The following is a 19960-nucleotide window of genomic DNA, read 5'->3' as shown; positions in this document are numbered from 1 at the left end:
CCGGCGGTGTTCCCGTACCCCACCTCAACGGCACGGACCCACCTCACCAGCCGAACCGCCGGTCCACCTCCGCCTCGAACTCCTCGAACGTCAACACCTGATCACCGTTCTTGTCCGCCGCGTCGAACAACGCCGACGACGCGTCCGCGTCCCCCACACCCCAGAACGGCAGATCACCCCGTGCCGCCAACGTCGGACCCTTCGACCGCAGGGCCGAAATCACCTCCAGCCGCGTCAGCTCACCGTCATGGTTCAGATCCAACGCCTCGAACAGCTTCCGAGCCTTCGCACTCACAGCGGCACCTCTCATCCGGCCAACGACCACTCCAACCTAGGGCCTGTCGTCAAACTCCCGTCTGCCCCGCGACGCCTGGCACGCGCTCTCGCCGCACCGGGCGAAAGCCAAGTACGTCCAGTACGCGGGCTTCCGCCCGGCGCACCGAGAGCACGCACCAGACGCCGCGAGGCCGCCCTCCGGGCGACGACGGGAGTGTGACGACAGGCCCTAGGCCACCCACCCCGGCACCACCTCCCAGCCGTTCACCGCCCACACCAACCGCCAATACCGCTCCACCCGCGGATCCACCGGCCCCTCCACCCCAGGCCCGGCCCGGAACACCTCACCGAACCCCTCCCCACCCATCAACTCCACCAACTCCACCCACGCCGCCACCTGCTCCGTCGACGGATCCTCCGGCAGATCCGGCGCAGCCACCCGCACCATCGCCGCCACCGACTCATCCGCCCCCTCCACCAGCTCCTCCACCAACCGCCGCCGCTCCCGCGCCGACAACCGCGTCACCTTGTGCATCAACCGAACCTCCTCCGGACTCGACCCGCGCTCGGCCACCAACCGCAACACCGCCCGACGCCACCGCAACACCCGGAGCTGCACCTCCACCGCATCGGCGTGCACGGCAGCCACCTCGGCCACCGACAACTCCCGATCCAGCACCCGCCGCACGGCCGGCAGATCCACACCCAGCTCCCGCAGCGTCCGCACCAACTCCAGACGCACCAGCGCCCCGACGTCGTACAGCCGGTACCCGGCACGACTACGACCGGCCGGCACGACGAACCCCTCGTCGGAGTAGAACCGAATGGTCCGCACCGCCAGCCCTGACCTCCGGGCCAGCTCCCCGATCGACATCAACTCCGCCGCGCCGTCCATGCCCCCACCCTGAGGTCTCCACCCACTGGAGACTCAAGGCTAGACACACGGACCATGTCGTAACAGAATCAGTTGCAACAGAGATGGCGGGAGAAGGAGAGGCCGATGAGCGCGAACAGCCGCATGACCGTGGCCACCCACACCCTCACCTGGATGGCCCTCGTCTGCCCCCAACGCCCCGACGGCATCGTCACCTCCGACCAGATCGCCGACAGCGTCAACACCAACCCCGTCGTCATCCGCCGCACCCTCGGCCAGCTCCGCGACGCCGGCCTCGTCGAATCCCGACGCGGCGCCGGCGCCGGCTGGCTACTGACCCGCCCCCCGCACGAGATCACCCTCAGGGACGTCTACCTCGCCGTGGAACCCGACCCCCTCCTCGCCCTCCACGCCGCCACCCCCAACCGGAAATGCCCCGTCGGCATCGGCATCCCACCCGTCCTCCGCGACACGTACGCCCGCGCGGAGGAGTCGATGAAACGCGAACTGGCCTCCGTCACCATCGCCGACGTACTACGGGACACACTCGCCTCCCCGTCCTGACACACCGGCCGACCCCCACGGGTCGGCCTCCTTTCAGACCGCAGTCGTAACCAAACCAGTTACATCAACGACCCCGGAGAAACCCCACCCGTGCACCACCGCCCCCTCCTCGTCCTCGCCACCGCCATGTTCGCCATCGGCACCGACAGCTTCGTCATCGCCGGCATCCTCCCCGACGCAGCCCACTCCCTCCACGTTCCCCTCACCACCGCAAGCTGGCTCCTCACCGCCTACGCCCTCACCTACGCCCTCCTCGGCCCCGTCATGGCCACCCTCACCACCCACTGGCCACGCCGCACCCTCTTCCTCACCGGCTTCACCCTCTTCACCACCGGCAACCTCCTTACCGCCTACATCCCCCACTTCCCCACAGCCCTCGCCGCACGCGCCCTCGCCGGACTCGGCGGCGCCATGATCACCCCCGCCGCCGTCGCCGCAGCCACCACCCTCGCCCCACCCGAACGCCGAGGCCGCGCCATCGCCACCGTCATGACCGGCCTCAGCGCCGCCACCGCCCTCGGCTCACCCCTCGGCACCGCCCTCGCCAGCCTCACCGACAACTGGCGCACCACCATGCTCTTCGTCACCACCCTCGGCCTCCTCGCCGCCGCAGGCACCGCCCTCTACCTCCCCACCCTGCCCACCCCACCCGCCATCCCCCTCCGCACCCGCCTCACCCCCCTCACCGACCACCGCACCACCCTCACCCTCCTCACCACCCTCCTCGCCTACACCGGCCTCTACACCGTCTACTCCTTCATCGGCCCCGCCCTCGACCGCGCCACAAACGACAAAGGCACCACCCTCGCCGCCCTCCTCTTCACCTGGGGCCTCGCCGCCACCGCCGGCACCCTCACCTCCGGCCCCCTCACCGACCGCTACGGCAGCCGCCGCATCATCAACACCGCCCTCACCCTCGCCGCCCTCAACTTCGCCCTCCTCCCCTGGACCAGCGCCCACCTCCCCACCACCATCGCGGCGACCGCCCTCTGGGGTCTCAGCGGATGGGCACTCCTCGCCCCCCAAACCCACCGCCTCATCACCACCCGACCCACCGCCGCACCCCTCCTCACCGGCCTCGCCTCCGCGACGGTCTACGTGGGCGTCGCCACCGCACCCCTCGTAGGACAAGCCGGCCTCACCCGGCACGGCCCCCACTGGCTCGGCCCCCTCGGCGCGGCCTTCCTCATACTTGCCCTCGGCACCGCAGAAGCCGCCCACACCACCATCCGCCGCAAGGAAGCCCAACCCCGATGATCACCACCCCCCGCCTCCGCCTGCGCCCCCTCACCACCGACGACACCGGCTGGTGGGTCCACCTCCACGCCGACGACGAAGTCGCCCGCTACGTCGGCGGCTACACCCACGCCCAGGCCGCGGCCCGCCTCCACGCCATACAGCGGCAATGGACCGAACGCGGCCACGGCCTCTGCGCCGTCGAACTCCGCCACACCGGCGAAACGATCGGGCGCTGCGGCCTCAACTGGTGGGAACAGTTCGACGAAACCGAAATCGGCTGGACCTTCGCCCGCCCCCACTGGGGCCACGGCTACGCGACGGAGGCGGCCCGCGCGGTACTGGACTGGGGCTTCGGCCCCCTCGGCCTCGACCGCATCACCGCCATGATCCACCACGGCAACACGGCCTCCACGGCCGTGGCCCACCGCCTGGGCTTCACCCGGCTCCGCGAGGACACGGTCCTGGACCGCCCCTGCACCGTCTACGCCCTGGACGTCAGTACTTCGGCCCGACGTGCGCGTCCATGAGGGCGACGGATTCCTTCCGGGCGATGGAGACGTTGAAGGGGTCACTGCCCCGCGCGAGGACCGTCCACTGGACGCCGACCTTGGCGAGGGTGTCCGTGCAGAGCCGCCGAATGTCGTCGGACTTGTTGGTGAAGAAGTAGCGGGGGTACTCGTACCGCTTCCCGTTCCGCACGGTCCAATTGGTGATCCGGCACCCGTCGGAATGGATCAGGCCCCGGATGAACTCCCACGGGTGAGCGTCCACGATCTCTTGCTGCCAGGGTTCGAGGGCGATGCGGCGTTCGTGCTTCTTCCCGGGCGCGTGCTGCGGGAACAGGCACGTCCAGTGCCGCCCGTAGCTGGTGACGGCAACGCAGCCCTGGCGTTGCAACACGTAGACCCTGTCCGTCGGGCGCACGGCCAGGGTGGCGGCCCGGCACTGCTCGATGAGGCCGGGCCAACTGTTGTCGCAGACGATGCGGAGGTAGTGCCCGCCGCGCGGGTGGTCGCTGATGCAGCCGTCACCCAGGTAGAAGCCGAGCAGGTAGGCGTAGGCAGTCTCGTCGGCCGGGCCGGAACAGGGTGCTGACTGGTTGAGGCGGGGGAGCGGCTCGATGCGGGTGAGCCAGGAGCGGATGGCCGCCCGGGATATCCCGGTTTCTTTGCTGACGGAGTTCAGGCTGCGTCCGTCGTCCAGGAGGGCCAGTGCATGTCGGCGGGTCGCGAGATCGTACATATGGGCGACAGTGGGGAAAATTTTCCGCCTGTGTGTGCGTTTCCTGGCGGATTCCCCTAAAGGGAGGAAGGCTGTCGAATTCCCGGTGACCTTGGAATTCAAGGAAGAGTGCCCCAGGTGGGATTCGAACCCACACTGTCCGCTGTTTGAGAGCGGCCTCTCTGACCAGTTGGAGTACTGGGGCCTAAGAAACGAAGGGATTGGGGATCCCTGCGTGGCACCACCTTACAGGAGCTAGGTAGGCTCGGGGGAGCTTGTTATGCCCCGCAAAGAGGAGCCTCCGTGACCGCCGAGCACGAGTCGACGCCCACGCCCGACGCCGACCAGTCGCACGTTCCGCCGCTGACGACCCGCGTCGTCATCGCCGAGGACGAGGCGCTCATCCGTCTCGACCTCAAAGAGATGCTCGAAGAGGAGGGCTACTCCGTGGTCGGCGAGGCCGGCGACGGGCAGACGGCCATCGAGCTCGCCCGGGAGCACCGCCCCGACCTCGTGATCCTCGACGTGAAGATGCCCGTCCTCGACGGGATCTCCGCCGCCGAGAAGATCGCCGGGGAGTCCATCGCCCCGGTCCTGATGCTCACCGCGTTCTCGCAGCGCGAGCTCGTCGAGCGGGCGCGGGACGCCGGGGCCATGGCGTACCTGGTGAAGCCGTTCAGCAAGAGCGACGTGGTGCCGGCCATCGAGATGGCGGTGTCGCGGTTCGCGGAGCTGAAGGCGCTGGAGAAGGAGGTCGCGGACCTTTCCGCGCGCCTGGAGACCCGCAAGCTGGTCGACCGGGCGAAGAGCATCCTGCAGACCCAGTACGGGCTGACGGAGCCGGCCGCGTTCCGGTGGATCCAGAAGACGTCGATGGACCGCCGCATGTCGATGCAGCAGGTCGCCGAGGCGGTCATCGAGGACGCCGAGGAGAAGAAGCAGAACGCCGCCGGGAAGTAGTCCCGGAGCATGCGTGAGGCCCGTCTCCCCCCGAGGGGAGACGGGCCTCACGGGTTTCGGGGCGGGCCGTCAGTCCTCGCCGAGGTACGCCTTGCGGACGTCCTCGTTGACGAGGAGCTCGCGGCCGGGGCCTGTCAGGACGATCTTGCCGATCTCCATGACGTGGCCCGCGTCGGCGAGCGACAGCGCGGCCTGGGCGTTCTGCTCGACGAGCAGGATGGTGGTGCCCGACGCCTTGAGCTCGGCGATGGTCGCCATGATCTTCTGCATCATGAGCGGGGAGAGGCCCATGGAGGGCTCGTCGAGCATGAGCAGCTTGGGCTGGGACATGAGCGCGCGGCCCATGGCGAGCATCTGCTGTTCGCCGCCCGAGAGGGTGCCGGCGGCCTGCTTGCGGCGTTCTCCCAGGATGGGGAAGAGGTCGTAGGCGCGCTGGACGTCCTTCTGGATGCCTTCTTTGTCGCTGCGGAGGAAGGCGCCGAGGAGGAGGTTGTCCTCGATGCTCATGCGGGGGAAGATGTGCCGGCCCTCGGGGGAGTGGGCGAGGCCGAGCGAGACGATGTTGTGTGCGGGGACCTTCTTGAGGGACTTGCCCTGGAACTTGATCTGGCCGCCCTTGGGCTTGATCAGTCCGGAGAGGGTGCGCAGGGTGGTCGTCTTGCCGGCGCCGTTCGTCCCGATGAGGGTGACGATCTGGCCTTCTTCGACGGTGAAGGAGATGCCCTTGACGGCTTCGATCTTGCCGTAGGCGACGCGGAGGTCTTCGACCTCCAGGAGTGCGGTCACTTGGCTTCTCCGTCCGTGCTGGTGGTGCTGGTGGTGCTGTCCCCGGCGGGGGCCTCTGCCTGTGCCTCGGGGGCTTCCTCGGCGTGGGCCTCTTCGGCGTGGGCCTCTTCGGCGTGGGCCTCTTCGGCGTGGGCTTCGGCGGCCTCGACTTCGGCGACTTCTTCGGCGCCGGGGGCGCCTTCGAAGGGCTCGCCGAGGTAGGCGGCGACGACGCGTTCGTCGCTCTGGACTTCGGAGGCGGTGCCTTCGATGAGCTTTTCGCCCTGGACGAGGCAGGCGACGCGGTCGCAGAGGTTGAAGATGAAGCGCATGTCGTGCTCGATGACGAGGACGGCGATGCCCTTGTCCCGGATGGCGAAGATGAGTTCTTCGGCGGCCCGGGTCTCCTGGGGGTTCATGCCGGCGGTGGGCTCGTCGAGGAGGATGAGGCCGGGGTCGCTGGCGAGGGCGCGGGCGATTTCGAGCTTGCGCTGTTCGCCGTAGGGGAGGTTGCGGGCGAGGTGTTCGGCCTTGTGGTCGAGGCCGATGAAGGTGAGGAGTTCCATGGCCTTGTCCCGGCTGGCCTGTTCTTCGCGGCCGAAGCTGGGGAGGCGCAGGAGGGCGGACCAGAGGCCCTGCTTGGTGCGGGTGTGGCGTCCGACGAGGACGTTTTCCAGGACCGTCATGTTGTTGAAGAGACGGATGTTCTGGAAGGTGCGGGCGATGCCGGCCGCGGTGACCTTGAAGGACTTGGGGGGCAGGACCGTGCCCTTGTACCGGACTTCGCCCTCGGTGGGGATGTAGAGGCCGGTGAGGCAGTTGAAGAAGGTGGTCTTGCCGGCGCCGTTGGGGCCGATGAGGCCGACGATTTCGCCGCTGTTGACGGTGAGGTCGACGTTCTTGACGGCGGTGAGGCCGCCGAAGCGCATGGTGACGCCTCGGGCGTCGAGGACCGTTTCGGTGACCGTTTCGGTGGTGGTCGTCGTCATGGGTCAGGCCCCTGCCTTGCTGAGGACTGTCGGCGCTTCGAGGTCCTGGTGGAGCTCTAGCTGGTTGCGGCGGTTGGGGATGAGGCCTTCGGGGCGCAGGCGCATGAGGATGACGAGTGCGACGCCGAAGACGAGGAGCTGGTAGTCGCCCAGGAACTGGAGCTTGTTGGGGATCAGGAAGAGCAGGGATCCGCCGACGAGGGGTCCGGAGATGGTTCCCATGCCGCCGAGGACGACGGCGGCGAGGAGGAACGCGGAGTTCGGGGGGACGGAGTTGGCGAACTGGTACTGGTCGGGGGTGACGGTGTACTGGACGTGGGCCTGTACGGCGCCGGCGAGTCCGGCGAGGGTGGCGCCGAGGGCGAAGGCGATGAGCTTGACGCGGAAGCCGTTGATGCCCATGGCTTCGGCGGCGGTCTCGTCCTCGCGGATGGCGACCCAGGCGCGGCCGATGCGGGATTCGGCGCTGCGGCGGAAGACCATGACCACGATGAGGGTGACCAGGAGCATCAGCAGGAAGTAGTTGGCGAAGCGGCCGATGGTGAAGCCGGCGATGGTGTGGGCGGCGCCGAAGTCGAAGCCGAAGAGGTCGACGTTGGGGATGTTGGAGATGCCCTTGGAGCCGTTGGTGACGTTGGGGCCGGAGACGCCGTCGAAGTTGGTCATGGTGATGCGGAAGATCTCACCGAAGCCGAGCGTCACGATGGCGAGGTAGTCGCCGCGCAGGCGCAGGGTGGGGGCGCCGATGAGGACGCCGAAGATCATGGACGCGGCGGCGCCGGCCAGGATGGCGGCCCAGAAGGGGAACTGGACGCCGAAGGGGGAGTTGGGCGCGCCGGATACGAGGGCTGCGGTGTAGGCGCCGACGCCGAGGAAGGCGACGTAGCCGAGGTCGAGGAGGCCGGTGAGGCCGACGACGATGTTCAGGCCGAGGGCGACGGTGGCGAAGATGAGGATGTTGACGCCGAGGGTCGCGTACTGGTCGTCGGTCTGGGTGAGCGGGAAGGCCATGGCCGCGACGAAGGCGCCGACAAGGGCGACGTTGCGGTGCTTGGCGGTGAGTGCGGTGAAGCGGGCGATGAGGCCGCTCTTGTTGAGGGCGCCGAAGCCGAAGCCGGCGGCGATCAGGAAGCCGATGAAGAGTTCCTGGTAGGGGGTGGTGATGCCGTAGGTGAAGACGCCGAGGGCCACTGCGAGCACGCCGGCGATGATCAGGATCTCGGCGTAGGCGGGGAGGGCGCGGGCCGGCTTGGGGGTGCCGCTGGCGTATGCGGCCTTGGTGACGGCCGCGGCGTTGCGCTGGTTGTGCTTGTAGCGCTCCCACCAGCTGTCTTCGGGGTCCGCCGGTTCGAGTACGGGGCGCTCGAAGGGGAGGGAGCGGGCGCCGAGGTAGGCGGCCGCCGCCGCGATGAGGGCGATGAATCCGCCGGGCTCGAGGTTGACGAGGCCGCCGAGGGTGCTGGAGATCGCCTTGGTGGTGTAGAGGCTGGTGTAGAGGGCGCCGAGGGCGGAGAGCTTGATGGCGGCGTCGGCTCCTGCGGGGGTGAGCCACTGGAGGCCCTTGATGCCGTAGGAGGAGAGGCCGAAGAGGGTGGTGAGGGCGCCGCAGACGAGGACGAGCCATTGGAGGCCGCCGGGGTAGCCGTAGACGGTGAGGTCTCCGGGGAAGGCGGAGGTCCAGGTCCAGGCCAGGAAGCAGGAGATGACCGTGAGGACACCGCCGCCGGTGGCGAGGGCGCGGGCGATCTGCTCGGGGATGGGGCCTCCCCGGCGGGTGGGCGCCTGGGGCGTGGTTTCGGTGATGGTGGTCGTCATGGTTCTCACGCCCTGTCCGCAACGCGCTCGCCCAGCAGGCCCTGGGGCCGGAAGAGCAGTACGAGGATGAGGAGGACGAACGCCCAGGTGTTGCCCCAGGACTGTCCGCCGAGTTGATGCATGCCGGGTACGTCGGCGATGTAGGCGGTGGTGAGGGTCTCGGCGAGGCCGAGGACCAGGCCGCCGACCATGGCGCCGTAGATGTTCCCGATGCCGCCGAGGACGGCGGCGGTGAAGGCCTTGAGGCCGAGGATGAAGCCCATGCGGTACTGGACTTCGCCGTACTTGAGGCCGTAGGCGACGGCGCCGACGGCGGCGAAGGTGGCGCCGAGGGCGAAGGCGACCGTGATGATGCGGTCGGTGTTGATGCCCATGAGCTTGGCGGTGTCGGGGTCCTGGGCGGTGGCCTGCATGCCGCGACCGGTGCGGGTCTTCTTGACGAAGAAGCCGAGGATGGCCATGGAGATGGGGGCGGCGAGCACGAGGAAGACGTCACCGGTCTGGATGGTGATGCTGCCGATGTGGAAGGGGCCGCCGGGGATCTCGGGGAACTTGACGGAGGACGTCGCGCCGGGGTACCAGGCCCATACGGCCTGCTGGAGGACGATGGAGAGGCCGATGGCGGTGATGAGCGGCGCGAGGCGGGGTGCGCTGCGCAGGGGCCGGTAGGCGAAGCGTTCGGCTCCGACGGCGATGAGGGTGGCGACGATGACGGCGCCTATGAGCATCAGCGGCAGCGCGATCCACATGGTGGTGCCGCCGGGGAGCATCAGCCAGACCGTGAGGGCTCCGAACCCGCCGGTCATGAAGATCTCGCCGTGGGCGAAGTTGATGAGCTGGACGATGCCATAGACCATCGTGTAGCCGATGGCGACGAGCCCGTACATGGATCCCAGTAGCAGGCCGTTGACCAGCTGTTGCGGCAGTTCGTGCACCGCAGGTCCTCCGAGTCTTTCGACGGATGTGACACCGCGCGGGGCGCTGTGGTGCGGCGCCCCGCGCGGCAAATGAGGGGTGAGGGGTGAGCGGGTCAGCCGGCGAGGGTGCCGGACTCGACGGTCTTGAAGTCGTCGCCGTCGACCTTGTAGACGGTCAGCTGCTTGTTGGTGGCGTCGCCGAACTCGTCGAAGGAGACCTTGCCGGTCACGCCGTCGAAGGAGACGCCCTGGACGGCTTCGAGGACCTTGGCGCGGGCGTCGGAGGGGAGCTTGCCGTTGTTGGCGTCGACGACCTTCTTGACGCCCTCGATGATGGCCCAGGCGGAGTCGTACGAGTAGCCGCCGTAGGCGGAGTAGTCGTCCTTGTAGCCGGCCTTCTTGTAGTTGTCGACGAACTCCTTGGCGGAGGGCAGGGTCTCGACGGGGGCACCGACGGAGGTGCACAGGTCGCCCTGGCCGCCGGGGCCGGCGAGCTCGACGTACTTCTTGTCCTTGATGCCGTCGCCGCCGACGAGCGGGATGTTGGCGCCGGCGGCCTTGATCTGCTTGCTCAGCGGGCCGGCCGCGGGGTACTCGCCGCCGTAGTAGACGACGTCGGCGCCGGAGGACTTGACCTGGGTGACGACGGCGGAGAAGTCCTTGGAGTCGGGGTCGATGTGGCCCTCGCCGGCGATCTGGCCGCCGAGCTTGGTGAACTCGCCCTTGAAGGTTCCGGCGAGGCCGGCGCCGTAGGTCTTCTTGTCGTCGATGATGAAGACCTTCTTCTTGCCCGCCTTGTTGAAGAGGTACTGCGCGGCGAAGGGGCCCTGGATGGCGTCCGTGGTCGCGGTGCGGAAGTAGCTCTTGTAGGTGCGGGTCTTCTGGCCCTCGGCCCACTTGGGGCCCTGGGTCAGGGAGGGGCTGGTGTTGGCGGGGGAGATCTGGGTGAGCTTGGCGTCGTCGAAGACCTTCTGCATGGACTCCGAGACCGAGGAGTTCAGCGGGCCGACGACTCCGAGGACGTCCTTGTCGGCGACGAGCTTGGTGGCGTTCTGCTGGCCGGAGGTGGCCTGGGCCTGGTCGTCGAGGGCCTGGAACTTGAAGGTGACGCCCTTGACGTACTTCTTCTCGTTGGCCTGCTTGACGGCGAGTTCGGCGGAGTTCTTGATGCCGAGGCCGAGGGCGGAGAGGTCGCCCGTCAGCGGGGCGTCGACGGCGATGGTGACGGTGGTGCCGCCGTCACCGTTGGCGGAGCCGCCGCTGTCGTTGCGCGAACCGCAGGCGGTGAGGGTGAGAGCGCCCGCGGCGAGGGCGGCGGTCACGGCGATGAGCTGACGAGAGCGCACGTTCAGTCCTTTCCTGTCGCCGCGTCCCCCGTGGGACGCGTCGAGTCGAACGCGGGGAACCGAACTGAGTAAATCCGGCGGTCGCGGTAACTGGCGGTGACTCTAGGCGGCTCTTCGGGGGATATGGAGGGCTGAGGCCAATGATGTGACTCTCTTGTTATGCCACGGCGTAATACATAGCGGATGTGTGCGGGTGGAACGGGGGAATTCAGGCCGGTTCGTCTTGTCCGGATGCTGAGATGGGGCAGGAGCATGCGGCGGTTTGGGTCCTGACGCGCCAGGACTCTAGGGGTTTTTGGTCATGACGGCGTTGCGGAGGGCTTGTCTCGATCTTCGGGACATGCCCTGGTCAGTGCGACGGAGAGATCTCTGGCATATCGGTCACCGGGGATGTAACTGTGATCCTCTTTCTGGAATCCATTACTCAGGGTTACTTCCAGGAAAGGGAGTCCGGAATTCCGTGCTACATGCACGCAGTCTTTTACGTGAATCAGCACGAGCAGCTCGCGGGCTTCCCCGGCCGCCACCCCGGCCGGGAGCGCTGGCCGGATCGTGACGCCCAGAGCCGGCGAGGGCTGCCCGACGCGCTCCACCGTGACCGGCGGCCCACCCGAGGTCCGCACACGGACAGTGAACGCGAACGCGGCGCCGTCGGGCGCCGGCTCCACCGGCTCCCCGTAGGCCAGCGAGAGGGTCTGGGAGGGCGCGGCCGGCGGCAGCACCACCGGCGGCTCGGGGCGGGTGGTGTAGATCCGGAAGGCCGCGACGGCCAGGACGGCGGCCGAGGCGGCCGTGAGGACGGCGCGGCGGTGGCGGGCGTAGAAGCCGCGCGGGCGGTCGCTCCAGCGGGCGGGGGCGGGCGTACGGGATCCCGTGCGCGCGTCCTCCCGGTCCCAGGTGCCCTCACCGGGCTCCAGGGGGCCTATCCCCCCGCCGCTCACGGCGGGCCGCCGGGGGTGGGTGTGATGCGCCGCGGCGCCGGTCCGGTTCCCATGCGGGGAACGCTAGACCGGCGCCGTGGGACGCACAACGGGCCGTCTCGGCCCTGTCGTTAAGGCTCCATGTCGTCCGCGGAGCCGGAGGTCAGGACTCCGTCTCGCGCAGGAGACAGGTGAGGCGGGCGGTGCACACGCGGCGGTCCTGCTCGTCGGTGATGACGATCTCGTACGTGGCGGTGGAGCGGCCGCGGTGGACGGGGGTGGCGGTGCCGGTGACGATCCCGTCGCGCGCGCCCCGGTGGTGGGTGCAGTTGAGGTCGACGCCGACGGCGATCTTCCCGCTGCCGCCGTGCAGCATGGCGCCGACCGAGCCGAGGGTCTCGGCGAGGACGGCGGAGGCCCCGCCGTGCAGCAGCCCGTAGGGCTGGGTGTTGCCCTTGACCGGCATCGTGGCGACGACGCGGTCGGCGGAGGCCTCCAGGATCCTGATCTCCATTCGCTCGCCCAGGGCGCCGGCGGAGAACAGGGCGGGCAGGTCTATGCCCAGGGCCGCGTACTCGTCGAGGACTTCCTGGGGGAACTTCACGGCGTGCTGCTGCTCGTCGGCCATGGGCCTGCTCCGTTCGTCAACGATCGTTAACCATCTGGTCCTGGGGTCGTTCTATCAGGCCGGTTCGAAGCGCACGACGACGGACTTGCTGGCGGGGGTGTTGCTGGTGTCGGCGGTGGAGTCCAGGGGGACCAGGACGTTGGTCTCGGGGTAGTAGGCGGCGGCGCAGCCGCGGGCGGTGGGGTAGTGGACGACGCGGAAGCCGGGGGCGCGGCGCTCGACCCCGTCCTTCCACTCGCTGACGAGGTCGGTGTAGGAGCCGTCGGCGAGGCCGAGCTCGGCGGCGTCCTCGGGGTGGACCATGACCACGCGGCGGCCGCCGGTGATGCCGCGGTAGCGGTCGTCGAGGCCGTAGATGGTGGTGTTGTACTGGTCGTGGCTGCGCAGGGTCTGCAGGAGCAGCCGGCCGGCCGGGACCTCGGGGTATTCGACGGGGGCGGCGGTGAAGTTGGCCTTGCCGGTCTTCGTGGGGAAGCGGCGCTCGTCGCGGGGGGCGTGGGGGAGCCGGAAGCCGCCGGGGCGGGCGACGCGGGCGCTGAAGTCCTCGAAGCCGGGGACGACGCGGGCGATGCGGTCGCGGATGGCGGCGTAGTCGGCTTCGAAGTCCTCCCAGGGGGTCCGGGAGGCGGTGCCGAGGACGGCGCGGGCCATGCGGGCGACGATGGCGGGCTCGGAGAGCAGGTGCGGGGAGGCGGGGGCGAGGTTGCCGCGGGAGGCGTGGACCATGCCCATGGAGTCCTCGACGGTGACGAACTGCTTGCCCGTCGCCTGGACGTCCTTGTCGGTGCGGCCGAGGGTGGGCAGGATCAGGGCGCGCCGGCCGGTCACCACGTGGGAGCGGTTGAGCTTGGTGGAGACGTGGACGGTCAGGGAGGCGCGCCGCATGGCGGCCTCGGTGACGTCGGTGTCGGGGGTGGCGCCGATGAAGTTGCCGCCCATGGCGAAGAAGACCTTGGCCTTGCCGTCGCGCAGGGCTTCGATGGCGCGGACGACGTCGTAGCCGTGGGCGCGGGGCGAGGTGATGGAGAACTCGCGGTCGAGGGCGTCGAGGAAGGCGGGGGCGGGGCGTTCGAAGATGCCCATGGTGCGGTCGCCCTGCACGTTGGAGTGGCCGCGGACGGGGCAGACGCCGGCGCCGGGGCGGCCGATGTCGCCGCGGAGCAGGAGGAGGTTGACGACCTCGCGGATGGTGGCGACGGCGTGCTTGTGCTGGGTGAGGCCCATCGCCCAGCAGACGATGGTGCGCCGGGAGGCGAGGATCATCGCGAGGGCGCGTTCGATCTCGGGGCGGGTCAGGCCGGTGGCCTTGAGGGTCTCGTCCCAGTCGGCTTCCTTGGCGGCGGCGGCGAGGTCGTCGTAGCCGTGGGTGTGCTCGCGGATGAAGGCCTCGTCGAGGGCGCCGTCGGTCTCGATGACGAGCTTGTTGAGGAGGCGGAAGAGGGCCTGGTCGCCGCCGATGCGGATCTGGAGGAACAGGTCGTTGAGGGGGGTGCCCTTGACCATGCCGAGAGGGGTCTGGGGGTTCTTGAACCGCTCCATGCCGGCCTCGGGCAGCGGGTTCACCGAGATGATCTTCGCGCCGGCGTGCTTGGCCTTCTCCAGGGCGGAGAGCATGCGGGGGTGGTTGGTGCCCGGGTTCTGGCCGGCGACGATGATCAGTTCGGCCTGGTGGAGGTCTTCGAGGGAGACGCTGCCCTTGCCGATGCCGATGGTCTCGCTGAGCGCGGAGCCGGAGGACTCGTGGCACATGTTGGAGCAGTCCGGCAGGTTGTTGGTGCCGTACTCGCGGGCGAAGAGCTGGAAGAGGAACGCGGCCTCGTTGCTGGTGCGGCCCGAGGTGTAGAAGACGGCCTCGTCGGGGGAGGCGAGGGCGTTCAGCTCCTCGGCGATGATCTCGAAGGCCCGCTGCCAGCTGACGGCCTCGTAGCGGTCGCCGCCCTCGGGGAGGTACATGGGGTGGGTGATGCGGCCCTGCTGGCCGAGCCAGTAGCCGGAGCGGCCGGCGAGTTCGGCGAGGGGGTGCTCGGCGAAGAAGGCGGGGGTGACGCGGCGCAGGGTGGCCTCTTCGGCGACGGCCTTGGCGCCGTTCTCGCAGAATTCGGCGGTGTGCCGCTTGTCGCCCTCGGGCCAGGCGCAGCCGGGGCAGTCGAAGCCGTTCTTCTGGTTGACCTTGAGGAGGGTCCGCGCGGTGCGGACCGGGCCCATCTGCTCGTTCGCGATCTTGAGGGTGTGGCCGATGGCGGGCAGGCCGGCCGCGGCGTGCGCAGGGGGTCCGACGTGCGGCGCGTCCTGTACCGGATCACCTGCGGGCGGCTTGGTGGCCATGTCGCTCCCCTTCGAGCAGTTTTCTCGTACACCCCGATCCTGTCACGCTCCGCCGACATCGCCGACGGCGGATTTGTCGGTGGGGGCGCCTAGGATCGGGGGCGTGGCAGAGACAGCATCGAAGAAGACCGACCAGACGACCGCAGCGGGCCGCCCGCGCCTGATGCTCATGGACGGGCACTCCCTGGCGTACCGGGCGTTCTTCGCGCTGCCCGCGGAGAACTTCACGACGGCGACGGGCCAGCCGACCAATGCCATCTACGGCTTCGCGTCGATGCTGGCGAACACCCTGCGTGACGAGGCGCCCACGCACTTCGCGGTGGCGTTCGACGTGTCCCGCAAGACGTGGCGGTCGACGGAGTTCCCCGAGTACAAGGCGAACCGCTCGAAGACCCCCGACGAGTTCAAGGGGCAGGTCGAGCTGATCGGCGAGCTCCTGGACGCGATGAAGGTGCCGCGGTTCGCGGTCGACGGGTTCGAGGCCGACGACGTGATCGCGACGCTGGCGACGCAGGCGGAGGCCCTCGGGTTCGACGTCCTGATCGTCACCGGCGACCGGGACTCCTTCCAGCTGGTCTCCGAGCACACGACCGTCCTCTACCCGACGAAGGGTGTCTCGGAGCTGACCCGGTTCACGCCGGAGAAGGTCGTGGAGAAGTACGGGCTCACCCCGCAGCAGTACCCGGACTTCGCGGCGCTGCGCGGTGACCCGTCCGACAACCTGCCGGGGATCCCGGGCGTCGGCGAGAAGACGGCGGCGAAGTGGATCAACCAGTTCGGTTCGTTCGCGGAGCTGGTGGAGCGGGCCGAGGAGGTCAAGGGCAAGGCCGGGCAGAACCTCCGCGACCACCTGGAGGCCGTGAAGCTCAACCGGGTCCTGACCGAGATGGTCAAGGACGTCGAGCTGCCCAAGGCCGCGGGCGACCTGGTGCGCCTGCCGTACGACCGCTCCGCCGTCACCGGCGTGCTGGACGTACTGGAGATCCGCAACGCCTCGCTGCGCGAGCGGCTGCTCGCCGTGGACCCGGGCGCCGCGCAGGAGGAGGCCCCGGCTCCGGCCCCCGGCGTGGAGCTGGACGCGACCGTGATCGGCGCGGGCGAGCTGGCGCCGTGGCTGGCCGCCCACGCGGGCGGGCCGCTGGGCATCTCCACCGTGGACAGCTGGGCGCTGGGCCAGGGGAACGTCAGCGAGGTCGCGCTGGCCGCGGCCGGCGGGGCCGCCGCCTGGTTCGAGCCGTCCGTGCTGGACGAGGCCGATGAGCAGGCCTTCGCGGCCTGGGCCGCCGACCCGGCGCGCCCCAAGGTGGTGCACAACGCCAAGGGCCTGATGCGGGTCTTCCCCGAGCACGGCTGGAGCCTGGCCGGCGTCACCATGGACACCGCGCTCGCCGCCTACCTGGTCAAGCCGGGCCGTCGCTCCTTCGCGCTGGACGTGCTGTCCAACGAGTACCTGCACCGTGAGCTCCAGCCCGCCGCCGCCGACGGCCAGCTGGCCTTCGGGGCCGACGAGACCGCCGAGGCGGAGGCCCTGATGGCGCAGGCCCGCGCCGTCCTGGACCTCGGCGAGGCCTTCACCGGCAAGCTGGAGGAGGTCGGCGCCACGGAGCTGCTCCACGACATGGAGCTGCCCACCTCGGAGCTGCTGGCCCGGATGGAGCGGGCGGGCATCGCCGCCGACCGCGACCACCTGGAGGCGATGGAGCAGCAGTTCGCCGGAGCCGTGCAGCAGGCGGTGAAGGAGGCGCACGCGGCGGTCGGGCATGAGTTCAACCTCGGCTCGCCCAAGCAGCTCCAGGAGGTGTTCTTCGGCGAGCTGGACCTGCCGAAGACGAAGAAGACCAAGACCGGCTACACCACGGACGCGGACGCGCTGGCCTGGCTGGCCACGCAGACCGACCACGAACTGCCGGTGATCATGCTCCGCCACCGGGAGCAGGCCAAGCTGCGCGTCACCGTCGAGGGCCTCGTCAAGACGATCGGCGCCGACGGCCGGGTGCACACCAGCTTCAGCCAGACCGTCGCCGCGACCGGCCGCCTGTCCTCCACCGACCCCAACCTGCAGAACGTGCCGGTGCGCACCGACGAAGGCCGGGCCATCCGCCGGGGGTTCGTCGTCGGCGAGGGCTTCGAATCCCTCATGACCGCCGACTACAGCCAGATCGAGCTGCGCGTCATGGCGCACCTCTCCGAGGACGAGGGCCTGCTGGAGGCGTTCACCTCCGGTGAGGACCTGCACACCACCGTCGCCTCCCAGGTGTTCTCCGTCGAGCGCGACCAGGTCGACGCCGAGATGCGCCGCAAGATCAAGGCCATGTCCTACGGTCTGGCGTACGGGCTGTCCGCCTTCGGCCTCTCCCAGCAGCTGAACATCGAGCCGGCCGAGGCGCGCGGTCTGATGGAGACGTACTTCGAGCGGTTCGGCGGGGTCCGCGACTACCTCCAGCGGGTGGTCGACGAGGCGCGGGCCACCGGATACACGGCCACCGTCTTCGGGCGCCGCCGCTACCTGCCCGACCTCAACAGCGACAACCGCCAGCGCCGCGAGGCCGCCGAGCGGATGGCGCTGAACGCCCCGATCCAGGGCACCGCCGCCGACATCGTCAAGGTGGCGATGCTGCGGGTGGACCGGGCCCTGGCCGAAGAGGGTCTGGCCTCGCGGATGCTGCTCCAGGTCCATGACGAGATCGTCCTGGAGATCGCCCCCGGCGAGCGGGAGCGGGTCGAGGAGCTGGTGCGCCGCGAGATGGGCGCGGCCGTCGAGCTGCGGGCCCCGCTGGACGTGTCCGTGGGCGTGGGCGGCGACTGGGAGTCCGCCGCGCACTGACCCCGACGGCGTGCCCCGGCGCCCGTCCCCGCCTATGCGGCGGGGACGGGCGTCCGCGTTTCGCGGTCCGGGCGGGCGTCGTCCCGGTCGGGGCGGTGGCGCAGCCGCACCAGGGCCCCGTACAGCAGGAGGCCCACCACGAGTCCGCCGCCCGCCCCGAAGCAGACGGTCGGGATGATGTCGAGGGGGCTTCGGATCCGGTCGTGGAAGGTGAAGAAGCGCAGCACCCGCAGGGTGATCCCGGCCGCCGTGCAGGCGGCGATCAGGAGCAGCGCCCCCCACCGCTCCGCCCGGCCGAGCACCGGCACCGACGGCGGCGCGGGCCGGGCCGGCAGCCCGCGCAGGGCGCTCACCGTGAACCAGAGCAGGGCGCAGGCGGCGACGGCGGAGGTGCCGTACTGGAGGAGGGTGTAGGCGGGCAGTCCGAGGGCGAGGGGCCGGGCGAGCCACGGCAGGGCCTCGGTGCCCCAGCGCCCGCCGTGCGTGAAGCTGTCCCAGACCACGTGGGTCAGGGAGCCGGCGACCGCCGAGAGGTAGAAGCGGAGCGCGAGCGCGGGGAGCGGGTGGCCGCGCCAGCTTTCGCCGCGGACGAAGGCGTGGACGCGGCCGCGCCCGGCGGACGGCAGCAGCGCGAGCAGCGGTTCGCGCAGCAGCAGCCAGCACGCGGTGAGGGCGGCGGTGAGCGCGGCGTCCGCGGTGAGCACGCCGAGGAGCGAGTGGGCGAAGTCGCCGTAGCCCATGAGGCCCCCGACGACGGCGTCCGCGAAGAAGAAGGAGTCCGGTGCGAACGATCCCAGCACCAGCGCCGAGGCGACCAGCGGCCCCCGCGCGCGGCCCGAACGGCGGATGGCCGGAAGCACGGCGGCCGCGTGGCTGAGAGTGAACGGCACGGAGCCTCCCGGAAGTAGCCGATGTCCGGACAGTATGCGTGACCTGCGCAGGCTCGTGGGGATGTGGTGAATGTCGGGCCCGGAGTGCGTGCCGTGTGCAGGGAGTTGACGTAGGGTCACGCGGACGTTCGGACATCCAGTGGAGGGTTCCCGCTCATGTCGGCACGAATATTCGGACGCGGTCTGCGCCGGGGCGCGGCCGCGGCACTGGTATCGGCGCTGGTCGCCGCCGCGATGACGGCCTCCCAGGGCCCGGCGGTCGCCGGCCCGGAGCGGATCGCGGCGGCCGGGGAGGGCGCCGCGCAGCCGCCCGCCGCCGCGTCGGGCGCGGGCGGGGACTCGTCGTACTTCACCGAACTCCCGCCGCTGGACAGCCCCGCACCGCCGGCCGCGCTCCTGCCGGACGGCGAGGCGGCGGCCCCCGCGGCCCAGCCGGAGGCCGCGTCGGCGCCGGCGGCCGCGGCGGCACTGGCGCAGCCGGTGGGGGAGGGCGCGCAGGGCATACCGGCGAGCGTGCTCGCCGCGTACCGGCGGGCCGAGCAGCGGGTGGGCGCGGACGACCCCGGGTGCGGGCTGCGCTGGCAACTCCTCGCGGCGATCGGAAAGGTGGAGTCCGGGCAGGCCGGGGGCGGCCGGGTGGACGCGAACGGGACGACCCTGCGGCCGATCCTGGGACCCGTGCTCGACGGCAACGGCTTCGCGGACATCGCCGACACCGACGGCGGCGCCTACGACGGCGACGCCCGCCACGACCGGGCCGTCGGCCCGATGCAGTTCATCCCGTCCACGTGGGCGGCGTGGGGCCAGGACGGCAACGGCGACGGCCGGCGCGACCCCAACAACGTCCACGACGCGGCCCTGGCGGCCGGACGCTACCTGTGCGCGGGCCACCGGGACCTGAGGACCGGCGACGGCCTGGACCGGGCCGTGCTCTCGTACAACCAGTCGGCGGAGTACCTGCGGACGGTGCGGTCCTGGTACGCGTACTACCTCCAGGGCGCGCACGAGGTCCCGGACGGCACCGGCCCGGCCCCGCTCCCCGTGCCGGGCACCCCGGCCCCGAAGCCGACCCCGACGCCCACCCCGAGCCCCACTCCCAAGCCGACGCCGACGCCGAAGCCGACCCCCACGCCGACGCCGACCCCCACGCCCAGCCCCTCTCAGACCCCCACGCCCACGCCCACCCCCACGCCGACCCCGAAGCCGAGCTCCACCCCCACGCCCAAGCCCACGCCCACCCCCACGCCGACCCCGAAGCCGAGCGCCACCCCGAGCCCCTCGGCCTCCCCGAAGCCGACGAAGACGGCCGCGCCCCCCGCGCCGTCCGCCTCCCGAAGCCCGTCACCGCCACTCCCTAGCGCACGGGAGCGCCCGACGGTTCTCATCTGACCCCCGCGTTGCTACGGT

General features: G+C 70.4%; 18 protein-coding genes and 1 tRNA gene. 6 read left to right on the top strand and 13 right to left on the bottom strand.

Features of this window, described 5'->3' with window-relative positions:
- Positions 1-43: 43 nt before the first annotated feature.
- Both ACZ5NJ_RS11295 and ACZ5NJ_RS11290 read right to left on the bottom strand, forming a co-directional pair.
- Positions 44-295 carry an EF-hand domain-containing protein gene (locus ACZ5NJ_RS11295; protein WP_468764477.1) on the bottom strand — a complete coding sequence of 84 codons (252 nt, stop codon included), beginning with the start codon at positions 293-295 and terminating at the stop codon, positions 44-46.
- A gap of 210 nt (positions 296-505) precedes the next feature.
- Complete coding sequence (locus ACZ5NJ_RS11290) at positions 506-1171, bottom strand: MerR family transcriptional regulator (protein ID WP_468764476.1); 666 nt, start codon at positions 1169-1171, stop codon at positions 506-508.
- A 105-nt stretch (positions 1172-1276) separates the two neighbouring features.
- On the opposite strand from ACZ5NJ_RS11290, the gene ACZ5NJ_RS11285 reads away from it, so the two are divergent.
- From ACZ5NJ_RS11285 to ACZ5NJ_RS11275, 3 genes are all read left to right on the top strand, one after another.
- Positions 1277-1714, top strand: coding sequence for an Rrf2 family transcriptional regulator (locus ACZ5NJ_RS11285; protein ID WP_468764475.1), 438 nt, complete (start codon positions 1277-1279; stop codon positions 1712-1714).
- 90 nt (positions 1715-1804) lie between these two features.
- A complete protein-coding gene (locus tag ACZ5NJ_RS11280; protein ID WP_468764474.1) occupies positions 1805-2971 on the top strand; it encodes an MFS transporter in 1167 nt (388 codons plus the stop codon).
- On the top strand, positions 2968-3480 hold the full coding sequence (locus ACZ5NJ_RS11275; protein WP_468764473.1) for a GNAT family N-acetyltransferase: 513 nt from the start codon (positions 2968-2970) through the stop codon (positions 3478-3480). Before ACZ5NJ_RS11280 ends, ACZ5NJ_RS11275 begins: the two co-directional genes overlap by 4 nt.
- Here the strand turns inward: ACZ5NJ_RS11275 and ACZ5NJ_RS11270 are convergent.
- Positions 3449-4195, bottom strand: a complete 747-nt coding sequence (locus ACZ5NJ_RS11270) for a transcriptional regulator (RefSeq protein WP_468764472.1) — start codon at positions 4193-4195, stop codon at positions 3449-3451. The two genes, ACZ5NJ_RS11275 and ACZ5NJ_RS11270, sit on opposite strands and share 32 nt — an antisense overlap.
- A gap of 109 nt (positions 4196-4304) precedes the next feature.
- Positions 4305-4379 (bottom strand) — tRNA-Leu (locus ACZ5NJ_RS11265).
- 98 nt (positions 4380-4477) lie between these two features.
- Here ACZ5NJ_RS11265 and ACZ5NJ_RS11260 point away from each other — a divergent pair.
- Positions 4478-5134: an ANTAR domain-containing response regulator gene (locus ACZ5NJ_RS11260; protein ID WP_079425828.1), complete on the top strand. Its 657-nt coding sequence runs from the start codon at positions 4478-4480 to the stop codon at positions 5132-5134.
- A 69-nt stretch (positions 5135-5203) separates the two neighbouring features.
- On the opposite strand, the gene ACZ5NJ_RS11255 is transcribed toward ACZ5NJ_RS11260, so the two are convergent.
- From ACZ5NJ_RS11255 to ACZ5NJ_RS11220, 8 genes are all read right to left on the bottom strand, one after another.
- Positions 5204-5920: an ABC transporter ATP-binding protein gene (locus tag ACZ5NJ_RS11255; RefSeq protein ID WP_468764471.1), complete on the bottom strand. Its 717-nt coding sequence runs from the start codon at positions 5918-5920 to the stop codon at positions 5204-5206.
- A complete protein-coding gene (locus tag ACZ5NJ_RS11250) occupies positions 5917-6888 on the bottom strand; it encodes an ABC transporter ATP-binding protein (RefSeq protein ID WP_468764470.1) in 972 nt (323 codons plus the stop codon). Before ACZ5NJ_RS11250 ends, ACZ5NJ_RS11255 begins: the two co-directional genes overlap by 4 nt.
- A gap of 3 nt (positions 6889-6891) precedes the next feature.
- A complete protein-coding gene (locus ACZ5NJ_RS11245) occupies positions 6892-8703 on the bottom strand; it encodes a branched-chain amino acid ABC transporter permease (RefSeq protein WP_468764469.1) in 1812 nt (603 codons plus the stop codon).
- Between the two features lie 5 nt (positions 8704-8708).
- Positions 8709-9638: a branched-chain amino acid ABC transporter permease gene (locus tag ACZ5NJ_RS11240; protein ID WP_468764468.1), complete on the bottom strand. Its 930-nt coding sequence runs from the start codon at positions 9636-9638 to the stop codon at positions 8709-8711.
- Between the two features lie 95 nt (positions 9639-9733).
- Positions 9734-10966, bottom strand: coding sequence for a branched-chain amino acid ABC transporter substrate-binding protein (locus ACZ5NJ_RS11235; protein WP_468764467.1), 1233 nt, complete (start codon positions 10964-10966; stop codon positions 9734-9736).
- A 299-nt stretch (positions 10967-11265) separates the two neighbouring features.
- Positions 11266-11907, bottom strand: a complete 642-nt coding sequence (locus ACZ5NJ_RS11230) for a Tat pathway signal sequence domain protein (protein ID WP_468764466.1) — start codon at positions 11905-11907, stop codon at positions 11266-11268.
- 142 nt (positions 11908-12049) lie between these two features.
- Positions 12050-12514 (bottom strand): PaaI family thioesterase, encoded by a 465-nt coding sequence (locus ACZ5NJ_RS11225; RefSeq protein WP_468764465.1) that lies wholly within the window; start codon positions 12512-12514, stop codon positions 12050-12052.
- A 54-nt stretch (positions 12515-12568) separates the two neighbouring features.
- On the bottom strand, positions 12569-14839 hold the full coding sequence (locus tag ACZ5NJ_RS11220; protein ID WP_468764464.1) for an FdhF/YdeP family oxidoreductase: 2271 nt from the start codon (positions 14837-14839) through the stop codon (positions 12569-12571).
- 103 nt (positions 14840-14942) lie between these two features.
- Between ACZ5NJ_RS11220 and polA the strand changes: the two genes are divergently transcribed.
- On the top strand, positions 14943-17663 hold the full coding sequence (polA, locus tag ACZ5NJ_RS11215; RefSeq protein ID WP_468764463.1) for a DNA polymerase I: 2721 nt from the start codon (positions 14943-14945) through the stop codon (positions 17661-17663).
- A 32-nt stretch (positions 17664-17695) separates the two neighbouring features.
- Here the strand turns inward: polA and ACZ5NJ_RS11210 are convergent, their stop codons facing one another.
- Positions 17696-18553, bottom strand: coding sequence for a DUF4184 family protein (locus ACZ5NJ_RS11210; protein ID WP_468764462.1), 858 nt, complete (start codon positions 18551-18553; stop codon positions 17696-17698).
- Positions 18554-18709: 156 nt separating this feature from the next.
- Here ACZ5NJ_RS11210 and ACZ5NJ_RS11205 point away from each other — a divergent pair, with 156 nt between their 5' ends.
- Positions 18710-19942, top strand: coding sequence for a lytic transglycosylase domain-containing protein (locus ACZ5NJ_RS11205; protein ID WP_468764461.1), 1233 nt, complete (start codon positions 18710-18712; stop codon positions 19940-19942).
- Positions 19943-19960 lie beyond the last annotated feature (18 nt).

The sequence above is a fragment of the Streptomyces sp. NPDC032091 genome (assembly GCF_055580265.1).
This window is presented reverse-complemented; position numbering and strand designations above follow the sequence as displayed.

Bases quoted from the DNA above. Each gene is read 5' to 3' on its own strand.
- ACZ5NJ_RS11225 (WP_468764465.1), bottom strand. From the start codon at position 12,514: ATGGCCGACGAGCAGCAGCACGCCGTGAAGTTCCCCCAGGAAGTCCTC.
- ACZ5NJ_RS11285 (WP_468764475.1), top strand. From the start codon at position 1,277: ATGAGCGCGAACAGCCGCATGACCGTGGCCACCCACACCCTCACCTGG.
- ACZ5NJ_RS11250 (WP_468764470.1), bottom strand. From the start codon at position 6,888: ATGACGACGACCACCACCGAAACGGTCACCGAAACGGTCCTCGACGCC.
- ACZ5NJ_RS11290 (WP_468764476.1), bottom strand. From the start codon at position 1,171: ATGGACGGCGCGGCGGAGTTGATGTCGATCGGGGAGCTGGCCCGGAGG.
- ACZ5NJ_RS11205 (WP_468764461.1), top strand. From the start codon at position 18,710: ATGTCGGCACGAATATTCGGACGCGGTCTGCGCCGGGGCGCGGCCGCG.
- ACZ5NJ_RS11270 (WP_468764472.1), bottom strand. From the start codon at position 4,195: ATGTACGATCTCGCGACCCGCCGACATGCACTGGCCCTCCTGGACGAC.
- ACZ5NJ_RS11245 (WP_468764469.1), bottom strand. From the start codon at position 8,703: ATGACGACCACCATCACCGAAACCACGCCCCAGGCGCCCACCCGCCGG.
- ACZ5NJ_RS11275 (WP_468764473.1), top strand. From the start codon at position 2,968: ATGATCACCACCCCCCGCCTCCGCCTGCGCCCCCTCACCACCGACGAC.
- ACZ5NJ_RS11220 (WP_468764464.1), bottom strand. From the start codon at position 14,839: ATGGCCACCAAGCCGCCCGCAGGTGATCCGGTACAGGACGCGCCGCAC.